This is a genomic window from Streptomyces sp. AHU1 (assembly GCF_045343905.1).
Classification (GTDB): Bacteria; Actinomycetota; Actinomycetes; order Streptomycetales; family Streptomycetaceae; genus Streptomyces; species Streptomyces triticiradicis.
In genome coordinates this window covers 6624117-6641876 of record NZ_CP174283.1, presented here as the reverse complement: position 1 = coordinate 6641876, position 17760 = coordinate 6624117, and the positions used below count along the sequence as shown (strand labels likewise).

15 protein-coding genes are annotated in these 17760 nt (G+C 72.4%); 5 read left to right on the top strand and 10 right to left on the bottom strand.

The window, feature by feature from the left end:
• Window positions 1-231: 231 nt before the first annotated feature.
• Both ACICHK_RS29540 and ACICHK_RS29535 read right to left on the bottom strand, forming a co-directional pair.
• Window positions 232-1464 (bottom strand): sensor histidine kinase, encoded by a 1233-nt coding sequence (locus ACICHK_RS29540; protein ID WP_406839229.1) that lies wholly within the window; start codon window positions 1462-1464, stop codon window positions 232-234.
• Between the two features lie 6 nt (window positions 1465-1470).
• Complete coding sequence (locus tag ACICHK_RS29535) at window positions 1471-2124, bottom strand: response regulator transcription factor (protein ID WP_037620045.1); 654 nt, start codon at window positions 2122-2124, stop codon at window positions 1471-1473.
• Window positions 2125-2539: 415 nt separating this feature from the next.
• On the opposite strand from ACICHK_RS29535, the gene ACICHK_RS29530 reads away from it, so the two are divergent.
• The gene (locus ACICHK_RS29530; protein ID WP_167455614.1) at window positions 2540-2713 is read left to right on the top strand and encodes a hypothetical protein; all 174 of its coding nucleotides are present in this window, start codon (window positions 2540-2542) and stop codon (window positions 2711-2713) included.
• Window positions 2714-2847: 134 nt separating this feature from the next.
• On the opposite strand, the gene ACICHK_RS29525 is transcribed toward ACICHK_RS29530, so the two are convergent.
• Together ACICHK_RS29525 and ACICHK_RS29520 are read right to left on the bottom strand one after the other, a co-directional pair.
• Window positions 2848-3663: an inositol monophosphatase family protein gene (locus ACICHK_RS29525; RefSeq protein ID WP_151468717.1), complete on the bottom strand. Its 816-nt coding sequence runs from the start codon at window positions 3661-3663 to the stop codon at window positions 2848-2850.
• An 8-nt stretch (window positions 3664-3671) separates the two neighbouring features.
• The gene (locus ACICHK_RS29520) at window positions 3672-4799 is read right to left on the bottom strand and encodes a ferrochelatase (protein WP_406839228.1); all 1128 of its coding nucleotides are present in this window, start codon (window positions 4797-4799) and stop codon (window positions 3672-3674) included.
• 252 nt (window positions 4800-5051) lie between these two features.
• On the opposite strand from ACICHK_RS29520, the gene ACICHK_RS29515 reads away from it, so the two are divergent.
• Both ACICHK_RS29515 and ACICHK_RS29510 read left to right on the top strand, forming a co-directional pair.
• Window positions 5052-6290 (top strand): MFS transporter, encoded by a 1239-nt coding sequence (locus tag ACICHK_RS29515; protein WP_406839227.1) that lies wholly within the window; start codon window positions 5052-5054, stop codon window positions 6288-6290.
• On the top strand, window positions 6250-7569 hold the full coding sequence (locus tag ACICHK_RS29510; protein ID WP_406839226.1) for a D-arabinono-1,4-lactone oxidase: 1320 nt from the start codon (window positions 6250-6252) through the stop codon (window positions 7567-7569). Before ACICHK_RS29515 ends, ACICHK_RS29510 begins: the two co-directional genes overlap by 41 nt.
• Here the strand turns inward: ACICHK_RS29510 and ACICHK_RS29505 are convergent.
• Window positions 7493-8299: a hypothetical protein gene (locus ACICHK_RS29505; RefSeq protein WP_406839225.1), complete on the bottom strand. Its 807-nt coding sequence runs from the start codon at window positions 8297-8299 to the stop codon at window positions 7493-7495. The two genes, ACICHK_RS29510 and ACICHK_RS29505, sit on opposite strands and share 77 nt — an antisense overlap.
• Window positions 8300-8770: 471 nt before the next feature.
• On the opposite strand from ACICHK_RS29505, the gene sepH reads away from it, so the two are divergent.
• Window positions 8771-9823 carry a septation protein SepH gene (sepH, locus tag ACICHK_RS29500; protein ID WP_151468722.1) on the top strand — a complete coding sequence of 351 codons (1053 nt, stop codon included), beginning with the start codon at window positions 8771-8773 and terminating at the stop codon, window positions 9821-9823.
• Window positions 9824-9904: 81 nt separating this feature from the next.
• Here the strand turns inward: sepH and ACICHK_RS29495 are convergent, their stop codons facing one another.
• On the bottom strand, window positions 9905-10732 hold the full coding sequence (locus tag ACICHK_RS29495) for a sulfurtransferase (RefSeq protein WP_406839224.1): 828 nt from the start codon (window positions 10730-10732) through the stop codon (window positions 9905-9907).
• Between the two features lie 322 nt (window positions 10733-11054).
• Between ACICHK_RS29495 and ACICHK_RS29490 the strand changes: the two genes are divergently transcribed.
• A complete protein-coding gene (locus ACICHK_RS29490) occupies window positions 11055-11855 on the top strand; it encodes a VOC family protein (RefSeq protein WP_406839223.1) in 801 nt (266 codons plus the stop codon).
• Between the two features lie 121 nt (window positions 11856-11976).
• Here ACICHK_RS29490 and ACICHK_RS29485 read toward each other — a convergent pair whose 3' ends face one another.
• From ACICHK_RS29485 to ACICHK_RS29470, 4 genes are all read right to left on the bottom strand, one after another.
• Window positions 11977-12624, bottom strand: a complete 648-nt coding sequence (locus ACICHK_RS29485) for a thymidine kinase (RefSeq protein WP_406839222.1) — start codon at window positions 12622-12624, stop codon at window positions 11977-11979.
• A 45-nt stretch (window positions 12625-12669) separates the two neighbouring features.
• Entirely contained in the window at window positions 12670-13857 is a 1188-nt protein-coding gene (locus ACICHK_RS29480) for an alkaline phosphatase family protein (RefSeq protein ID WP_406839221.1), read from the bottom strand.
• Entirely contained in the window at window positions 13857-14444 is a 588-nt protein-coding gene (locus tag ACICHK_RS29475; protein WP_406839220.1) for a DUF5998 family protein, read from the bottom strand. Before ACICHK_RS29475 ends, ACICHK_RS29480 begins: the two co-directional genes overlap by 1 nt.
• A 334-nt stretch (window positions 14445-14778) precedes the next feature.
• Entirely contained in the window at window positions 14779-17607 is a 2829-nt protein-coding gene (locus ACICHK_RS29470) for a GNAT family N-acetyltransferase (RefSeq protein ID WP_406839219.1), read from the bottom strand.
• Window positions 17608-17760: the final 153 nt, after the last annotated feature.

Below are 17760 nucleotides of genomic sequence, written 5' to 3'. Positions count from 1 at the left end.
TGCGGACCGTACACGGTCCCGAGGCCGCACTTCAAAGGCGCCTCACCGTGTACTTCCCGTGATCGGGACCCCCGAAAACCCGGATTTTCCCGGCCTTTCCGCAGCTCACATGATCACGGAGAGTGGGTGGACCAAAAATCGCTCTTGTGATCGATCACACATGGGTCACTCGGGCGGGTGATCCGAAAATTCCGCGCAGAGCGAACACCGCCGTGTGTCCGCGACATGTTCTCAGACAGGGAGGGTGACGCGCATCACGAGCCCACCTCCTTCTCGGGGCCGGGCGACGATGTGCCCCCCGTGCGCGCGGGCCACCGACCGGACGATCGACAGGCCGAGGCCCACGCCCTTGTCGCTGCCCGTGCGCTCCGTGCGCAACCGCCGGAAGGGCTCGAAAAGATTGTCGATCTCGTACGCGGGAACGACCGGCCCCGTGTTCGACACCTCCAGGACCGCCCGGCCGTGCTCCGTGTCGGTCGTGACCTCGACCCAGCCGTCCTGCGGCACGTTGTACCGGACGGCGTTCTGGACGAGGTTCAGGGCGATCCGCTCCAGGAGGACGCCGTTGCCCTGGACGACCACCGGGGCGCGCCGCCCGCGGATCTCCACGCCCTTGGCCTCCGCCTCGGCGTGCACCTGGTCGACGGCCTGGGAGGCGACCTCGGCGAGGTCCACCGGCTTGCGCTCGACGATCTGGTTGTCGCTGCGGGCGAGCAGCAGCAGGCCCTCGACGAGCTGCTCGCTGCGCTCGTTCGTGGCGAGCAGCGTCTTGCCGAGCTGCTGCATCTCCGACGGCACCCCGGGCCCCGAGAGGTGCACCTCCAGGAGCGTGCGGTTGATCGCGAGGGGCGTGCGCAGTTCGTGCGAGGCGTTCCCGACGAACCGCTGCTGGGCGGTGAAGGCCCGCTGCAGCCGCTCCAGCATGTCGTCGAAGGTGTCCGCGAGCTCCTTCAGCTCGTCGTCCGGACCGTCCAGCTCGATCCGCCGGGACAGGTCGGAGCCGGCCACCGCGCGCGCGGTGCGGGTGATGTGGCCGAGCGGCGACAGGACGCGGCCCGCCATCGCGTAGCCGAAGGCGAAGGCGATGACCGCGAGGCCGAGCAGGGCCAGCAGCGAGCGGCTCAGCAGATCGTCGAGGGCGTGCTGGCGCTGCTGGTTCACGCAGTCGGCCATCGCGCGGTTGAGCTGGTCCGCGGTGGGGGCCGAAGGCAGGTTGCAGGTGCTGCTGCCGACCTGGCCAGAAATGATCTTGAAGGGGAGCTCGCTGCCGACGTTCAGCGCCTGCGCCGCGAGCAGGTAGATGATCGACAGCAGCATGATGCCGGCGATCAGGAACATGCCGCCGTACAGCAGCGTGAGCCGTATGCGGATGGTGGGGCGCAGCCAGGGGAAGGGCGGCTCCGCCCTTCTCGGGTCCCAGGTGGGTTTCGGGGGCGCCGCGGGCGGCGCGGGGGTGGTGGTCACGGTCGATCAGATCCTGTACCCGGAGCCGGGCACGGTGACGATCACGGCGGGCTCGCCGAGCTTGCGGCGCAGCGTCATGACGGTCACGCGCACGACGTTCGTGAACGGGTCCGTGTTCTCGTCCCAGGCCTTCTCCAGGAGCTGCTCCGCGGAGACCACGGCGCCCTCGCTGCGCAGCAGCACCTCCAGGACGGCGAACTCCTTGGGGGCGAGCTGGACCTCCTTGCCCTCGCGGAAGACCTCACGGCGGTTGGGGTCGAGCTTGATCCCGGCACGCTCCAGGACCGGCGGCAGCGGCACGCTCGTACGGCGCCCGAGGGCGCGCACGCGCGCGGTCAGCTCGCTGAACGCGAACGGCTTGGGGAGGTAGTCGTCGGCGCCGATCTCCAGACCCTCGACGCGGTCGCTGACGTCGCCGGACGCGGTCAGCATCAGCACGCGCGTGGGCATGCCGAGCTCGACGATCTTCCGGCAGACGTCGTCGCCGTGCACGAGCGGGAGGTCGCGGTCGAGGACGACCACGTCGTAGTCGTTGACCCCGATGCGCTCGAGCGCGGCCGCGCCGTCGTACACGACGTCGACGGCCATGGCCTCCCGGCGCAGTCCGGTGGCCACCGCATCGGCGAGCAGCTGCTCGTCCTCGACGACGAGTACACGCACGTCGCTTGTCCTTCCTCTGTCCGCCGGCGGGGGCGCGTTCGGGCGCACCACGCAGGCAGGTCCGTCACGGATGAGAGCTCCATCCTGCCCGTTTCGGCCATAAACCGGCTGTAAGACGGGGGAGGCTCCGAGGAGGCGCGTCCGGAGGACCGGGGCCGCGGGATTTTCTCGCCGGGTTGAGGTTTCCGCGCGAGAGCGCGGGGGGAGGACGGCTTTACACCCCGCGATCACGCTCTGCATGTGGCAAGCCACATTGTGGTACGCCCAACGCTTCCGCAGAGCGGGCGGGGGTGTCCGGCACCGTCGCCGCCCAGCCCGGGTGGCGCTGGGCACCCCATTCGGAGACGTGATCGCCCCTTTCCATCGGCACACCCCCGTGCCACCCGACCCACGACCCAGGACGAGGGGGCGCAGCATGGACGCATTCACCACAGGACTTCTGCAGCGCATAAGGACGACCGAGTCCGACTTGACGCGGGCTCGCGAGACAGGCGACGACTTCCTCGCGGAGGTCGAGCAGGCCGAGCTGGACGACCTGCACCGCCTTGCCGCGGAGCACGGTGTGGAGGTCGGCGCCACACGCGTCTGATCAGCACGTGACGAGAGCGGGGCCCCGGTGTCGATCCAGTACCGGGGCCCCGTTCCGTTGCCGCGTTCCGCCGTCGCACGTCCCGGCCGGCGACCGCCGGCCGTCCGTCGTCGGCCGTCCCTCCGGGCGGGCCGTCAGTCGTGCCAGGCCCCGAAGTCCTCCAGGAGCCGCTGGAGGGGCTCGAAGACGCCCGGGGAGGCCGCCACCGCGAGCTCGCCCGTGGGGCGCTCTCCGGGGCGTCCGCCGGTCACCGCACCCGCTTCCCGGGCGATCAGGTCCCCCGCCGCGAGGTCCCAGGGGTGCAGACCGCGCTCGTAGTAGCCGTCGAGACGGCCGGCCGCGACGTCGCACAGGTCGACCGCCGCCGAACCGGAGCGCCGGATGTCACGCACCAGCGGGATCAGCCGCTGGGCCACGTCGGCCTGATGGGTCTTGACCGCGGTGACGTAGTTGAAGCCGGTCGAGACGAGTGCCTGGTCGAGCGGCGGGGACGGACGGCAGGCCAGCCGGCGCTCGCCGACCCATGCCCCGGAGGCCCGGGCGCCCCGGCCGCGGACCGCGTGGTACGTCTCGCCGCGCATGGGAGCGGCCACCACGCCGACGACGGTCTCGCCGTCCTGCTGGGCCGCGATGGACACCGCCCAGGTCGGCAGTCCGTACAGGTAGTTGACCGTGCCGTCGAGCGGGTCGACGATCCAGCGCACCCCGCTGGTGCCCTCGGTGGCGGCGCCCTCCTCGCCGAGGAGGCCGTCGTGGGGGCGGTGCTCGGCGATCAGCGCGGTGATCAGCTTCTCGGCGGCGATGTCCATCTCGGTGACGACGTCGATCGGGCTGGACTTGGTGGCGGCGACCGCGAGGTCCGCCGGGCGGCCGTCGCGCAGCAGCTCGCCGGCGCGGCGGGCGGCCTCGTGCGCGAGCTGGAGGAGTTCGGTGTGCAGGGGGTCGGTCACGTGGCTCCTCATGCGTAGGGGCTGTCGGCGCCCGCGGCGGCGGGCTTGGGCGTGCGGGCCGGGCAGCAGCCCACGGGGCACAGGTCGTGACTCGCGCCCAGCGCGCCCAGGGCACACCGTGCCACCCGGCGGCCGCTCTCGGCCGCGGCGCGCTCCAGCACCAGGTCACGGACCGCCGCGGCGAACCGGGGATCGGATCCCACCGTGGCCGAACGGCGCACCGGCAGCCCCAGCTCCCCCGCCTTGGCCCGCGCCTCGGTGTCCAGGTCGTACAGGACCTCCATGTGGTCCGAGACGAACCCGATCGGCACCATCACCGCCGCCGGGACCCCCGCCCCGTGCAGCTCCTCCAGGTGGTCGCAGATGTCCGGCTCCAGCCACGGGATGTGCGGGGCCCCGGAGCGCGACTGGTACACGAGCTTCCACGGGTGATCGGTCCCGGTCTCCTCGCGCACCGCTTCCGCGATCAGCCGGGCCACGTCCAGATGCTGCCGGACGTACGCGCCGCCGTCCCCGTGCCCCTCGGCCGGACCCGAGGTGTCCGCCGCGGCGACCGGGATCGAATGCGTGGTGAACACCAGGTGCGCGCCCGTCCGGACCTCCTCGGGCAGCTCGGCGAGCGACCTCAGGACGCCCTCGGTCATCGGCTCCACGAACCCGGGATGGTTGAAGTAGTGCCGCAGCTTGTCGACCTTCGGCGGCTCCAGCCCCTCGCCCTCCAGGACGGCCAGGGCCCCCGCCAGGTCCTCCCGGTACTGCCGGCAGCCCGAGTACGAGGCGTACGCGCTGGTGGCCAGCACCAGGATCCTGCGCCGCCCGTCCGCGGCCATCTCGCGCAGGGTGTCGGTCAGGTACGGCGCCCAGTTGCGGTTGCCCCAGTAGACCGGCAGGTCCAGGCCGTGCTCGGCGAAGTCCTTGCGCAGCGCGTCGAGCAGGGTGCGGTTCTGGTCGTTGATGGGGCTGATCCCGTCGAACAGGAAGTAGTGCTGCCCGACCTCCTTGAGCCGTTCCTTGGGGATGCCCCTGCCCCGCGTCACGTTCTCCAGGAACGGGACCACTTCGTCCGGGCCCTCCGGACCGCCGAAGGAGAGCAGGAGCAGGGCGTCGTAGGGGGTGGCATCGAGCGCTTCTGGCATGGGTCCGATCCTGCCACCCGTCACCGACGGGCGAGAACCGGCGGTGCGGCGAGCGGGCGACGACGGCGCGGCGGACGGCTGTCGCCCGGCCCGGACGGCCACGGCCCGCACCCGGCGGCGGAACGGACGCGGGGGCTGTATTAGGGTTACCTAACCAGTAAGCTGTATAGGCCAGCTACACGCCTTACCGACGTTCGGGCCGCCCGCCGTGCCGGGGAGGGGCCCGGCCGAGCCGAGCCGACGGAGACCCGCGTGCCCAGCCCCTACCGCGCCCTGTTCGCCGCCCCCGGCTCCAAGAGCTTCTCCGCCGCGGGCCTGCTCGGCCGGATGCCGCTGTCCATGATGGGCATCGGCGTCGTCACGATGATCTCCCAGCTGACCGGGCGCTACGGCCTCGCGGGCGCCCTGTCGGCGACCATCGCGCTGGCGGCCGCGGCGATGGGCCCGCAGGTCTCGCGACTGGTGGACCTGCACGGTCAGCGGCGGGTCCTGCGCCCGGTGACCCTCTTCGCGCTCACGGCCGCCGGGGGACTGCTGGTCGCCGCGCACTTCGGCTGGCCGGACTGGGTCCTGTTCGCGTGCGCGGCCGGCATCGGCTCCGTACCGAGCATCGGCGCGATGATCCGGGCCCGCTGGGCGGCGCTCTACGGAGGCACCCCGCAACTGCACACCGCGTACTCCCTGGAGTCCGTGGTGGACGAGATCTGCTTCATCTTCGGGCCGATCATCTCCATCGGCCTGTCCACGGTGTGGTTCCCGGAGGCCGGACCGCTGCTCGCCGCCTGCTTCCTGACGGCCGGGGTCTTCTGGCTGACCTCCCAGCGCGCCACCGAACCCCGGCCGCATCCGCGCGAACAGCACAGCGGCGGCTCGGCGCTCCGCTCGGCCGGACTCCAGGTCCTCGTGGCCACGTTCGTGGCGACCGGGACGATCTTCGGGGCCGTCGACGTGGTCACCGTCGCCTTCGCCGAGGAGCAGGGCCACAAGGGCGCCGCGAGCGTCGTCCTGGCCCTCTACGCGGCGGGCTCCTGCCTCGCGGGGGCGGTCTTCGGGCTGCTGCACTTCAAGGGGGCGGCGGAAGGAAGGTGGCTGCTGGGCATATGCGCGATGGCCGTGAGTATGATCCCCCTCCTACTGGTCGGAAACTTGCCGTTCCTGGCCGTGGCGCTGTTCGTTGCGGGCCTGTCCATCGCTCCCACGATGATCACGACGATGTCCCTCATCGAACAGCACGTACCTCGCGCGAAACTGACCGAAGGCATGACCTGGGTGAGCACAGGACTCGCGGTCGGGGTCGCGCTCGGCTCCTCCGTGGCCGGCTGGGTGATCGACTCCGCCGGCGCGAAAGCCGGGTACGGGGTTCCGGCCGTGTCCGGGGCCGTCGCGGTCGCGGTCGGTTTCCTCGGGTACCGCCGGCTCAGCAGGCCGGTTCTGCAGCGGGGAGGGTCCCATGAGCACCGCAGTGAGCGAGAAGAGCGGCACGTGGCGTAACTGGGCGGGGAACATCACCGCCCTTCCCGTACGGGAGGTCACCCCCGCCTCGGTGGACGAACTCTCCGCCGCCGTGCGCAAGGCGGCCGAGGACGGCCTGACGGTGAAGGCCGTCGGCACCGGGCACTCCTTCACGGCCGCCGCCGCGACCGACGGTGTATTGATCCGGCCTCAACTGCTGACCGGGATCCGCAAGATCGACCGTACGGCCATGACGGTCACGGTCGAGGCCGGCACCCCGCTCAAGAGACTCAACATGGCCCTCGCCCGCGAGGGTCTGTCGCTCACGAACATGGGCGACATCATGGAGCAGACGGTGTCGGGGGCGACCAGCACCGGGACGCACGGCACCGGGCGCGACTCCGCCTCGATCGCCGCCCAGATCACGGGCCTCGAACTGGTGACGGCGGACGGCTCCGTGCTGACCTGCTCCGCGAACGAGAACCCGGAGATCTTCGCGTCGGCCCGCATAGGCATCGGCGCCCTGGGGATCGTGACCGCGATCACCTTCTCCGTGGAGCCCCTCTTCCTGCTCACGGCCCGCGAGGAGCCGATGAGCTTCGACAAGGTCATGACCGACTTCGAGGAACTCTTCACCGAGAACGAGCACTTCGAGTTCTACTGGTTCCCCCACACCGGGAACTGCAACACCAAGCGCAACAACCGCAGCGCGGGCCCCGAGAACCCGGTGGGCCCCGTCCGCGGCTGGATCGAGGACGAGTTCCTCTCCAACGGCGCCTTCCAGGTGGCCAATCTGCTCGGCCGGGCGGTCCCCGCGGCCATCCCCTCGATCGCCGGGATCTCCAGCCGCGCGCTGTCCGCGCGGACCTACACCGACATCCCGTACAAGGTCTTCACCTCTCCCCGCCGCGTGCGGTTCGTGGAGATGGAGTACGCGGTTCCGCGCGAGGCCCTCGTCGAGACGCTGCGCGAACTGAAGTCGATGGTCGACCGTTCGACCCTGCGGGTCAGTTTCCCCGTGGAGGTGCGGACGGCTCCCGCCGACGACATCACCCTCTCGACGGCGTCCGGGCGGGAGAGCGCGTACATCGCCGTCCACATGTTCAGGGGCACCCCCTATCAGGCGTACTTCACCGCGGCCGAGCGGATCTTCACCGCGCACGAGGGCCGGCCGCACTGGGGCAAGGTCCACACCCGCGACGCGGAGTACTTCTCCCGGGTCTATCCGCGCTTCGGCGAGTTCACCGCGCTGCGGGATCGGCTCGATCCGGACCGGCGCTTCGCGAATGACTACCTGCGGAGGATTCTGGGGTCGTGACGGTCGCGCTGGGCGCGGGAGCCGGGGTACCGTCCCCGGCCTCCGGCGTCGAGGACGCGCCGCCCTCCGGGGTCGGCACGGCACTCGCGCCGCCGTCGCCCGTGCCGGCCGAGCCGGCACCGTCGGCGTCGCCCGAGCCGGCGCTGTCGGCGGACGGCGCCGGCGCCTCCCGGGAGGCGGACGGCGAGGACGGCGAGGACCCGGTCGACGGTGTTGTCGTACCGGGCTCGGAGCTCCCCGAGCCCGTGCCGTGCCCCTTGAAGGCGTCGCCGACCGTCGTGCTCGCGCCGTCGCCGCTGAAGCTCCGCCCGGAGACCGTCTCGTACGTGGTGATTCCGGCCATCGTGACACCGAAGACGAGGGCGGTCGCGACCAGCGGCCTCTTCCAGCTCTTGACCCGCGCGCGGTAGACGGTCCCTTCGGTGAACTCACCGGGAGGACCGGTCAGCGGCCGGGGCTTCGGTCTCGCCGGCACCGTCACGTCACGGATCTGCTCGCCGGTGCGCCTGAAGAAGTGCTGGAAGAGCGTTCCCCCGCAGGTGGCGACCACGCTGACCAGCCCGGCGCCCAGGATCGTCCCGTAGACGCCGAAGTAGGACGCGAGTTTCGCCGCGACCACCGCGGCGACCGCGCTCCCCGCCACCTGAGGGACGCTCAGGTCCAGTCGCCTCTTGCTCGGTTCCACGTCGGCACCCGGCTGCTCGCCGCCGACATCCGGCTTCTCACGCATTCCCGGACCTTGCCTGCCTTTCCCGCACTTGATCGACCGACCGTACGAGAAAGGGACGTACAGGCGAAACGATTAGTTCCGTTTCTGCCGATTACGTGAAGTGCACCACGTCCGGCACCCACCGAAAAGGCGTCCGGATCGGCCAACTGGCACTCCTCACCAGAAGTTGGGCGGCGTGCCGATCCACGCATGTGGCCCGAATGGAGTACTGTTGCGAGCCCTGGGTCCGGACTCCCGCCAGGGTGTCCGGGGCCTGCAGGACCACCGGGAGGGGGCTCGTTGCACAGGGTGATGGAGTTCGTCACTTAGCGTTGCGAATAGGTAACCGTGCCATAACGGCGACCCCGGGCCCGCGCCCGACACGCCGGGCAACTCGGCAAGGTTGTGGCAGGCTGCACCCGGGCAGGCCACACTCGACTAGCGGAAGCAGCGACGCACGTGACGTCGGCAGGCACCACCCGGGAGGTCCCCATGCCCGAACTGCGTGTCGTGGCCGTCTCTAACGACGGCACACGGCTGGTGCTGAAGGCTGCGGACAGTACGGAATACACGCTTCCGATTGACGAGCGGCTGCGCGCCGCCGTACGCGGCGACCGTCCCCGCCTCGGCCAGATCGAGATCGAGGTGGAGAGCCATCTCCGCCCCCGTGACATCCAGGCGCGTATACGCGCCGGTGCCTCCGCGGAGGAAGTCGCCCAGCTCGCCGGCATCCCCGTCGACCGCGTACGCCGTTTCGAGGGCCCCGTGCTGGCCGAGCGCGCCTTCATGGCCGAGCGCGCCCGGAAGACTCCCGTCCGCCGCCCCGGGGAGAACGCCGGTCCCCAGCTCGGCGAGGCCGTCCAGGAACGGCTGCTGATCCGGGGTGCCGAGAAGGACACCGTCCAGTGGGACTCCTGGCGCCGTGACGACGGCACCTGGGAAGTCATGCTGGTCTACCGCGTCGCGGGCGAACCCCACGCCGCGAGCTGGACCTACGACCCGCCCCGGCGGCTCGTCCAGGCCGTCGACGACGAGGCGCGCTCGCTGATCGGCGAGTCCGACGACCTCGCGGCGCCCGAGCCGAGCTTCCCGTTCGTGCCACGGATCGCCCGGCTGCCCCGCGACCGTCCGCTGGATCGCGCGCTGGACCGGCAGGCGGAGCGTCCGAGCCTGCCTCCGGCCTCTCCGGAACCGGGCGACGAGGCCGAGGACCGGGACTCGCTGACCAGCCTCCTGGAGGCGGTGCCCAGCTTCCGGGGCGACATGGTGGTGCCCGAACGGCCCGCTCCCGTCGAGCGGACCGACGCCGAGGAGCCCGCCCAGGAGCCCGAGGAGGAGGAGCCCCCGGCTCCCGCGGCCTCGGCGGGTGCCGGTTCCGCGTACGCGGACGTGCTCATGCCCCGCTCGGTGGGCAGCCACCGCGACCGGCTCGTCGGCGCGACCGACCGCCAGGCCGAGGCGGACGGCGTCCGTCCGGGCCGCAGGGCGGCGGTCCCGAGCTGGGACGAGATCGTCTTCGGCACACGGCGCAAGAAGCAGGACTAGCCGGGTTCACGGCGACGGGTCCCGCACCGGATCGGTGTGGGACCCGTCGCCGTGCGCACCGCGCGGGCGGCGCCGCGGGCGTCACTGCGGGTCGGGGCCCACCGCGACGGGGCGGTCTCCGTCCCGGGACCACTCCGACCACGAACCCACGTACAGCGCCGCGGGGACCCCGGCCACGGCGAGGGCCAGCACCTCATGGGCGCCCGAGACCCCGGAGCCGCAGTAGACGCCGACCTCGGTCGCCGGTGTCACTCCGAAGGACTTGAAGCGGTCGGCGAGTTCGGCCACCGGCAGGAACCGTCCGTCCTCCGCGACGTTCTCGGAGGTGGGTGCGGAGACGGCACCCGGGATGTGACCGCCGACCGGATCGATCGGCTCGACCTCGCCCCGGTACCGCTCCCCCGCGCGGGCGTCCAGCAGCAGCCCGGTGCGGGCGAGCGCGGCCGCGCCGTCCGCGTCGAGCGACGGCCGGGCGCCGGCCGTCGGCACGAACGTTCCGGGCGCGGGTGAGGGGACCTCCGAGGACACCGGTCCGCTCCAGGCGGCGAACCCGCCGTCAAGCACGCGTACCGAGGGGTGACCCGAATAGCCCAGCAGCCACCAGGCGCGTGCGGCGGCCCAGCCCTGCCCCCCGTCGTACACGACGACGTCACGGTTCTCGGACACTCCCGCGGCTCGCATCGCCGCGCCGAAGAGCTCGGGGTCGGGGAGCGGATGCCGGCCCGCCGCACCGGCCGGACCAGCGAGTTCGGAATCCAGGTCGACGAAGACGGCACCGGGGATGTGCGCGTCCTCGTACTCGGAGCGCAGGTTGGGACCGCCCAACCGCCAGCGGACGTCGAGGAGCACCGGCGGGTTCGGCCCGGCCAGGTCGCTCGCGAGTTCGGGTGCCGTGATGATGGCGTTCATGCCCCCATCCTCGCGCACGGGGTGGCCGCGTCGACCGTGTCGGGCTACTCTGCTCCGCCGTACAGGACCGATCACCACACGTAGGGGATCGGGCACATGCTGTACAACCGATGGCCACCACACGGCGATCGCTCCGCGACGGACGGGAAACGGCGGACCGGACGTCCTCAGCTCCCGCGCCGCTCGGCGGCGGCACGGAAGGGACGCGCGGCACGACCGGTGGCGCGGGCATCGGCACGGGGCGTGCACGGACGCGACCGGGTACGCGTGTTCGCAGGCGGAAGGTGACCGGCCACCGCGAGGGGCCGAGAAGAGAGTGACGATGACCGAGGCACGGGAATCGGCCGGCCCGAACGGCACCACGCACGCCCGGCACACGCCCGGGTCACTCTGCCGGGTGAACCTGATGGCGCGTGAGACGGCCGCGAGCCAGGACTTCTACGGAACACTGTTCGGCTGGGAGTTCCGGCCCGGCCCCCCGCGGACCGGATCCTACGCGTGGGCGCTTCTCGACGGCCACGAGGTGGCCGGGATCGGCCAGTTGCCGCCCGACCGGCACCTGCCGGTCGCGTGGACGCCCTACTTCGCCTCGGCCGACGTGGACCGGACCGCCGAGACGGTACGGCACAGCGGCGGAACCGTGGGAGTGGGCCCGCTGGACACGGAGGCCGGCCGTCTGGCGATCGCCTCCGACCCGTCGGGCGCCGTCTTCGGCATCTGGCGGGGGGTGGCCCGGCCGGGCGCGGGGATCACCGGCGTGCCGGGCACTCCGACGTGGATCGAGCTCGTGACGCGTGACACCGAGAGCGTCGTCAAGTTCTACAAGGGGGTCTTCGGCCACGAACCGGAGCCGACCGTCCCGGCCGATCCCGGCCGCGTGGTCCTGCGCGTCGACGGCCGGCCGGTGGCAGGTGTCCACGGCGTCGGGAACGCCCTGCCGCGCGACCGGGGTCCGCACTGGCTGACGTACTTCGAGGCCGCCGAAGTGGACGACGCCGTCCGCCGCGTCACGGAACTGGGCGGGCGCCTCCTGCGGGCGGCGCACGACTCCCCGTACGGCCGTGTGGCGACGGTCGCGGACCCGGAGGGCGCGGTCTTCTCGCTGATCCGTACCGTCGTCTGATTCCGCGAGCCGTCCGGTCCCGCGGTCCGACACCGGGCCGCACGGCGGACAGCGGGCCGGACGGCGGGCGAGCACCGGGCCCGGGTGCCGGATCTCCGGGAACCGTTCCCGGGAACGGGCCTCAGGCCGAGGCGATCGGCAGGACGTCGGGGGACAGGGCGCTCGCGCGGGCCGTGGCGGCCGTCATGCGGCGTCGGTGGTGCCGACGGCACAGGACCTCGTAGCCGATGTTCTCGGGCTGGTTGACGTCGCCGACGACGACCTGGGCACCCTCGACGACCATCTCGCCGCTCACGGTACGGGCGTTGTGCGTGGCGCGGGCGCCGCACCAGCACAGGGCCTCGACCTGGAGGACCTCGACCCGGTCCGCCAGTTCGACCAGGCGCTGGGAGCCCGGGAAGAGCTTGGAGCGGAAGTCGGTGGTGATCCCGAAGGCGAAGACGTCGACGTCCAGGTCGTCCACCACACGGGCCAGTTGGTCGATCTGCGCGGGGGCCAGGAACTGCGCCTCGTCCGCGATCACGTAGTCCGCCCGGCCGCCCTGCGAGAGGTGGTCCACCAGATACGCGTACAGGTCCTGGTCGTCCGCCACCTCGACCGCGTCGGTGACCAGGCCGAGGCGCGAGGAGAGCTTGCCCTCGCCGGCGCGGTCGTCACGCGTGAAGATCATGCCCTGCAGGCCCCGCGCCGAGCGGTTGTGCTCGATCTGGAGAGCCAGCGTGGACTTCCCGCAGTCCATCGTTCCGGAGAAGAACACCAGCTCGGGCATGGGGAGTTGAGCACCTTTCGGCAACGGGGAAGGAAGGGGAGGGCTTCAGGAGCGTACTTGGAGGAGGGGCACCAGTTGCTCGGCCGGGGTCATCGAGCCGTGGTTGCCGACCATCAGCGACTCCTTCGGCTCCCGCTCGGACGCGGTGATCAGGACGTCGTCCCGGGCGGCGGCGATGACGTCACCCAGCCGGGCGTACACCCGCTCGTCGACCCGCGGACCGAACCAGCCCGCCTCGATCGCCTCGTCACGGGAGGCGACCCAGAACTGCTCGCCCAGGACCTCGCGCCAGCAGGTCAGCACGTCCGCCTCGGCGCCCGGGACCGCGTACACGTGACGGGCGCGGCCCTCGCCGCCCAGCAGGGCGACCCCGGCGCGCAGCTCCCAGTCCTCGTCGAAGTCGATGCGGTGCTGCTCGTCGAACGGGATGTCGATCATGCCGTGGTCGGCGGTGACGTACAGCGCCGAGCGCGGCGGCAACTGCTCCGCGAGACGCTGGACCAGCCGGTCGACGTACATGAGCTGACCGCGCCAGGGATCGGAGTCGACGCCGAAGCGGTGGCCCTTGCCGTCCACCTCCGCGTAGTACGTGTAGACCAGGGAGCGGTCACCGGCGGCCAGTTGCTCGGCGGCGAGGTCCACGCGTTCCTCGCCGGACAGCCGGCCGTGGAACGTCCCGCCGCTCAGCGCGATCTTCGTCAGCGGTGTGTTCTGGAAGGTCGGCGAGGAGACCTGGGCGGTGTGCACGCCGGCCGCGTCGGCCAGCTGGAAGATCGTGGGATAGGGCTGCCAGGCGCGCGGCTCGGTCCACGGGTTCCAGCGGAGCTGGTTCATCAGCTCGCCGGTGGCGGGGTTGCGCGCGGTGTAGCCGGGCAGGCCGTGGGCCCCCGGGGGCAGGCCGGTGCCCACGGAGGCGAGCGAGGTCGCGGTGGTGGCCGGGTAGCCGGCGGTGATCGGACGTCCCGTGCCGCCGCGCGAGGAGGCGAGGAGCGACGTCATGAAGGGCGCCTCGTCCGGGTGGGCCTTGAGCTGCTCCCAGCCGAGACCGTCGATCAGGAACACGCAGTTCCGGTCGGTAGCGGTCAGTTCGGTTATGGCGGCGGTCGCACCGGGCACGGACATGCCGGCGGCGAGCGTGGGCAGCAGATCGGCCAGCGAACCGGCGCCGTACTCGGGGACGGGGGCGGAGTCGACGGCGAGCGGTTCCGGGTGGTCCCAGGCGGGCAGGGCCATCAGCGGGTGACGTCCGCGGTCGCCTCGGAGAGGGACTGCGCGAAGGCGAGGGCCTGGCGGACGGTCTCCGGGCCGTCCCCCGCCTCGCTCACCCGCAGGCTCAGGTCGTCCGCCGTCGAGTTGCCGGTGTAGCCGTGGTCCGCCTCGCAGTTGGGGTCGCCGCAGGCGGCCGGCTCCAGGTCGATGCGGGAGACCGCGCCCCAGCCGATGGTCAGGACCACTTCCCGGGGCAGCGTGCCGGGCGTGTACGACTCGGGGTTCGCGACGACACGGCTCACGACGACGGAGGAGATCCGGCCGAGCTTGACCGACTCCGTCGAGGTCGTGGCGTACGGCGTCGGGGACGTGGTGTCCGCGTTCTGCTCGTCGGTGTGGCTCACGATGAAACGGTTGCCGGTGAGGACCAGCACGGTGACGTGCCGCCGCACCTCGTTCGCGTCGAACGTCGTCTCCTGGTGGACCAGGTACGACCGGATGGTCTCGCCGCCGATCGCGGCCTCCACCGCCTCGGCCACGAGGGCCGGGTAGTAGCCGCTGCGCTCGATCGCCGCTCGCAGCCCCTGGGTCGTCGTACTGGTCTTGGCCATGTCGTCCATCCTACGGGGGCCCGCTGACTGCGAGGCACCGCTCGCACGGGTCTGTCGTGGACGGATCAGATCGAACCGTGCGGGGCGACCGGCGGGACACGGGCGCGCCGAGGGCCGCCGCGCGGGCGCGACGGACGGGACGGGCGGGACACGGGCGAAGCGGCACGCGGACGGGCCGGGGCGCTCGGGGCGGTCCCGGGACCGCGCCGGGCGTCCGGGCCGTGAGGCCGCAGACGGCGCCGCTCGGGTGACGGCGAGCGTCCGGGCCGGGGTGCCCGACGTCACGGGGACGTCCTCTTCGGGCGCCCCGGACGGAGGGAACGGCTCCGACGGCTCAGACCACGGGCAGGGTCCGGGGACCGAGGTCGTCCCGGAGCGGAGCGCGGGCCAGCCGTACCGTGGCGCCCAGGACGCTCAGGCCGGTCGGGGCGACCACCACCGGCTCCAGCGAGACCGCGACGACCTCCGGATGGTCGTCGACCAGCCGGGAGACCCGCAGCATGAGCTCTTCGAGGGCCGCCGTGTCGACGGGCGCGGAGCCCCGCCAGCCGAACAGGAGTGGTGCCGTCCTGATCGACCGGACCAGGGAGGCCGCGTCCCGGTCGGTGACCGGGACCAGCCGGTGCGCGGTGTCCCCGAGCAGTTCGGAGGCGGCCCCGGAGAGCCCGAAGGAGAGCACCGCCCCGGCGGCCGGGTCGATCACCGCGCGGACGACCGTGTCGACACCGCGCGGCGCCATGCCCTGCACGACCGGGCGCAGCACCGTCGGCGGCCCGAACAGCTCGGTCAGCTCCGCGTACGCCCGGCGCAGCTGTTCCTCGTCCGCCACGTCCAGGCGTACGCCGCCGAGGTCGGCGCGGTGCCGCAGATGCGGGGCGGTGGTCTTGAGGGCCACGGGGTATCCGATGGTCCGCGCGGCCGCCACGGCCTCGTCCGGGGTGGGGGCGGGCAGGGCGCGGTGCACGTCGATGCCGTACCGCCCGAGCAGCGCCCCCGTCTGCTCGCCCCCCAGGGTCAGGCCCTCCCCGCGCGCGAGGAGGTCGTCGATCAGCCGGGCCGCGCCCTTCTCGTCGATGTCCTCGTACTCGGGCACCCTGCCGGGCTCGCCGGCTTCCAGACGCCACTGGGCGTACTTGACGGCCTCGGCGAGGGCGCGGACGGCACGTTCGGCCGCGGGGTAGGCGGGGATGAGCCGGGAGTCCGGCGCGGGGTCGGCGCGCTCCGCGGCGGGCGAGGCGTCCGAGGGGTGGAAGCGGGCGCCGGGCGTCGCGCCGGTCGCCGTCCCGGAGGCCTGCGGGGCGGTGCTCGCGGCGGCGGACAGCGCTTCGGCGAGTCCGCCCAGTTCGACGTGCACCACGAGCACCGGCTTCGCCGGGGCCTCCAGGGCGGAGGAGCGGAGCGCCTCGGCGAGAGCCGCGTCGGCCGCCTGGGTCTCCCCCACCGCCGGTATGGCCGTCACGACGACGGCGTCACAGCCGTCGTCGGCGAGCGCCTGCGACAGGGCCTTGTGGAAGTCCTCCGCCGAGGCCGCCGTGGTGAGGTCCCGGGGCGGCAGCGGCCTGAGCCCTTCGGCGAGGCAGGCGTCGTACGTCAGCAGGCCCAGGGACTCGGAGTTCCCGAGGATCGCCACGCGGGGTCCCCGGGGGAGCGGCTGGCGGGCCAGCAGCAGGCCCGCGTCGACGAGTTCGGTGATCGTGTCCACCCGGATCACTCCAGCCTGGCGCAGCAGCGCGGACACGGTGGCGTGCGGCAGCCGGGTGGCCCGTACGGCGTGTCCCTGGGGAGCGGTCCCGCCGTGCCGTGCCCCCTGGACCACGACCAGCGGCTTCACCGCCGCCGTCCGCCGCGCGAGGCGGGTGAACTTGCGCGGGTTGCCGATGGACTCCAGGTACATCAGGGCGACGTCGGTGTCCGGGTCGTCGTACCAGTACTGCAGTACGTCGTTGCCGGAGACGTCCGCCCGGTTCCCGGAGGAGACGAAGGTCGACACGCCGGTCACGCCCGTGACGCCGCCGCCGCGCCGGTGCAGCCGGGACAGCAGGGCGATGCCGATGGCGCCGGACTGCGCGAACAGGCCGATGCGTCCGGGGCGGGGCATCTGCGGGGCGAGGGAGGCGTTCAGGCGCACGTCGGGCGACGTGTTGATGACGCCGAAGGCGTTCGGCCCGATGATGCGCATCCCGTACGTGCGCGCGTGCCGCACGAGTTCGCGCTGGCGCTCGCGTCCCTCGGGGCCGCTCTCCGCGTACCCGGCGGAGACCACCACGAGCCCCTGCACACCGTGCTCTCCGCATTCCGTCACGACCCCGGGGACCTGCTCGGCGGGCACGGCGACGACGGCGAGGTCGACGGGTTCGGTGATGTCCCTGACGGAGCGGTGGGCGGGGACTCCGTCGAGCTCCTTCTCCTGGAGTGCCGCGTTCACGGCGTGCAGGCGTCCGGTGAAGCCGGCCTGACGGAGGTTGTCGAGGACGCTGCGGCCGACCCCGCCGGGTGTGCGCCCGGCCCCGATGACGGCGACCGAGCCGGGGGCGAGCAGCCGCTGCACGGAGCGGGCCTCGGCCCGCTGCTCCCGCGCGCGCTGCACGGCGAGGGACCGGTCGGTGGGTTCGAGGTCGAACTCCAGGCGTACGACGCCGTCCTCGAAACTGCGCTTCTGGGTGTACCCGGCGTCCGTGAACACCTTGATCATCTTGTTGTTGGCGGGCAGCACCTCGGCGGCGAAGCGGCGGATGGCGCGCTCGCGGGCCACCGCGGCGATGTGTTCGAGCAGCGCGGAGGCGACACCCCGGCCCTGGTGGGCGTCCTGCACGAGGAAGGCGACCTCGGCCTCGTCGGCGGGCACGGAGGCGGGCATCCCGTCCGCGTCGATCCGGTCGTAGCGTACTGTTGCGATGAACTCGCCGCCCACCGTGGCCGCGAGACCCACCCTGTCCACAAAGTCGTGGTGGGTGAACCGGTGGACATCCTTCGCCGAGAGCCGCGGATACGGCGCGAAGAAGCGGTAGTACTTCGACTCGTCCGACACCTGCTCGTAGAAGCTGACCAGGCGCTCGGCGTCATCGACGGTGATGGGCCTGATGCGTGCGGTGCCGCCGTCGCGCAGCACCACGTCGGCCTCCCAGTGGGCTGGGTACTCGTGCCGGTCCGCCGAGGTCTGCATGGGCCCCAGACTACGGCTCGCGCACGGCAACGGCGCGAGGCAGTCTGATGGTGACGGACGTCGGGGCCGGCCTCCGGCCGACACCGCGGCGGGTGAGGTCCGGGACCGTCCGGGCACACCTCGCGATATGGAACACTGGTCTAGACAACCTTG

Excerpts from the sequence above, each read along its gene's own strand:
- ACICHK_RS29490 (WP_406839223.1), top strand. The coding sequence starts at position 11,055 with ATGACCGAGGCACGGGAATCGGCCGGCCCGAACGGCACCACGCACGCC.
- ACICHK_RS29475 (WP_406839220.1), bottom strand. The coding sequence starts at position 14,444 with ATGGCCAAGACCAGTACGACGACCCAGGGGCTGCGAGCGGCGATCGAG.
- ACICHK_RS29480 (WP_406839221.1), bottom strand. The coding sequence starts at position 13,857 with ATGGCCCTGCCCGCCTGGGACCACCCGGAACCGCTCGCCGTCGACTCC.
- sepH (WP_151468722.1), top strand. The coding sequence starts at position 8,771 with ATGCCCGAACTGCGTGTCGTGGCCGTCTCTAACGACGGCACACGGCTG.
- ACICHK_RS29485 (WP_406839222.1), bottom strand. The coding sequence starts at position 12,624 with ATGCCCGAGCTGGTGTTCTTCTCCGGAACGATGGACTGCGGGAAGTCC.
- ACICHK_RS29495 (WP_406839224.1), bottom strand. The coding sequence starts at position 10,732 with ATGAACGCCATCATCACGGCACCCGAACTCGCGAGCGACCTGGCCGGG.
- ACICHK_RS29505 (WP_406839225.1), bottom strand. The coding sequence starts at position 8,299 with ATGCGTGAGAAGCCGGATGTCGGCGGCGAGCAGCCGGGTGCCGACGTG.
- ACICHK_RS29470 (WP_406839219.1), bottom strand. The coding sequence starts at position 17,607 with ATGCAGACCTCGGCGGACCGGCACGAGTACCCAGCCCACTGGGAGGCC.
- ACICHK_RS29520 (WP_406839228.1), bottom strand. The coding sequence starts at position 4,799 with ATGCCAGAAGCGCTCGATGCCACCCCCTACGACGCCCTGCTCCTGCTC.
- ACICHK_RS29530 (WP_167455614.1), top strand. The coding sequence starts at position 2,540 with ATGGACGCATTCACCACAGGACTTCTGCAGCGCATAAGGACGACCGAG.
- ACICHK_RS29510 (WP_406839226.1), top strand. The coding sequence starts at position 6,250 with ATGAGCACCGCAGTGAGCGAGAAGAGCGGCACGTGGCGTAACTGGGCG.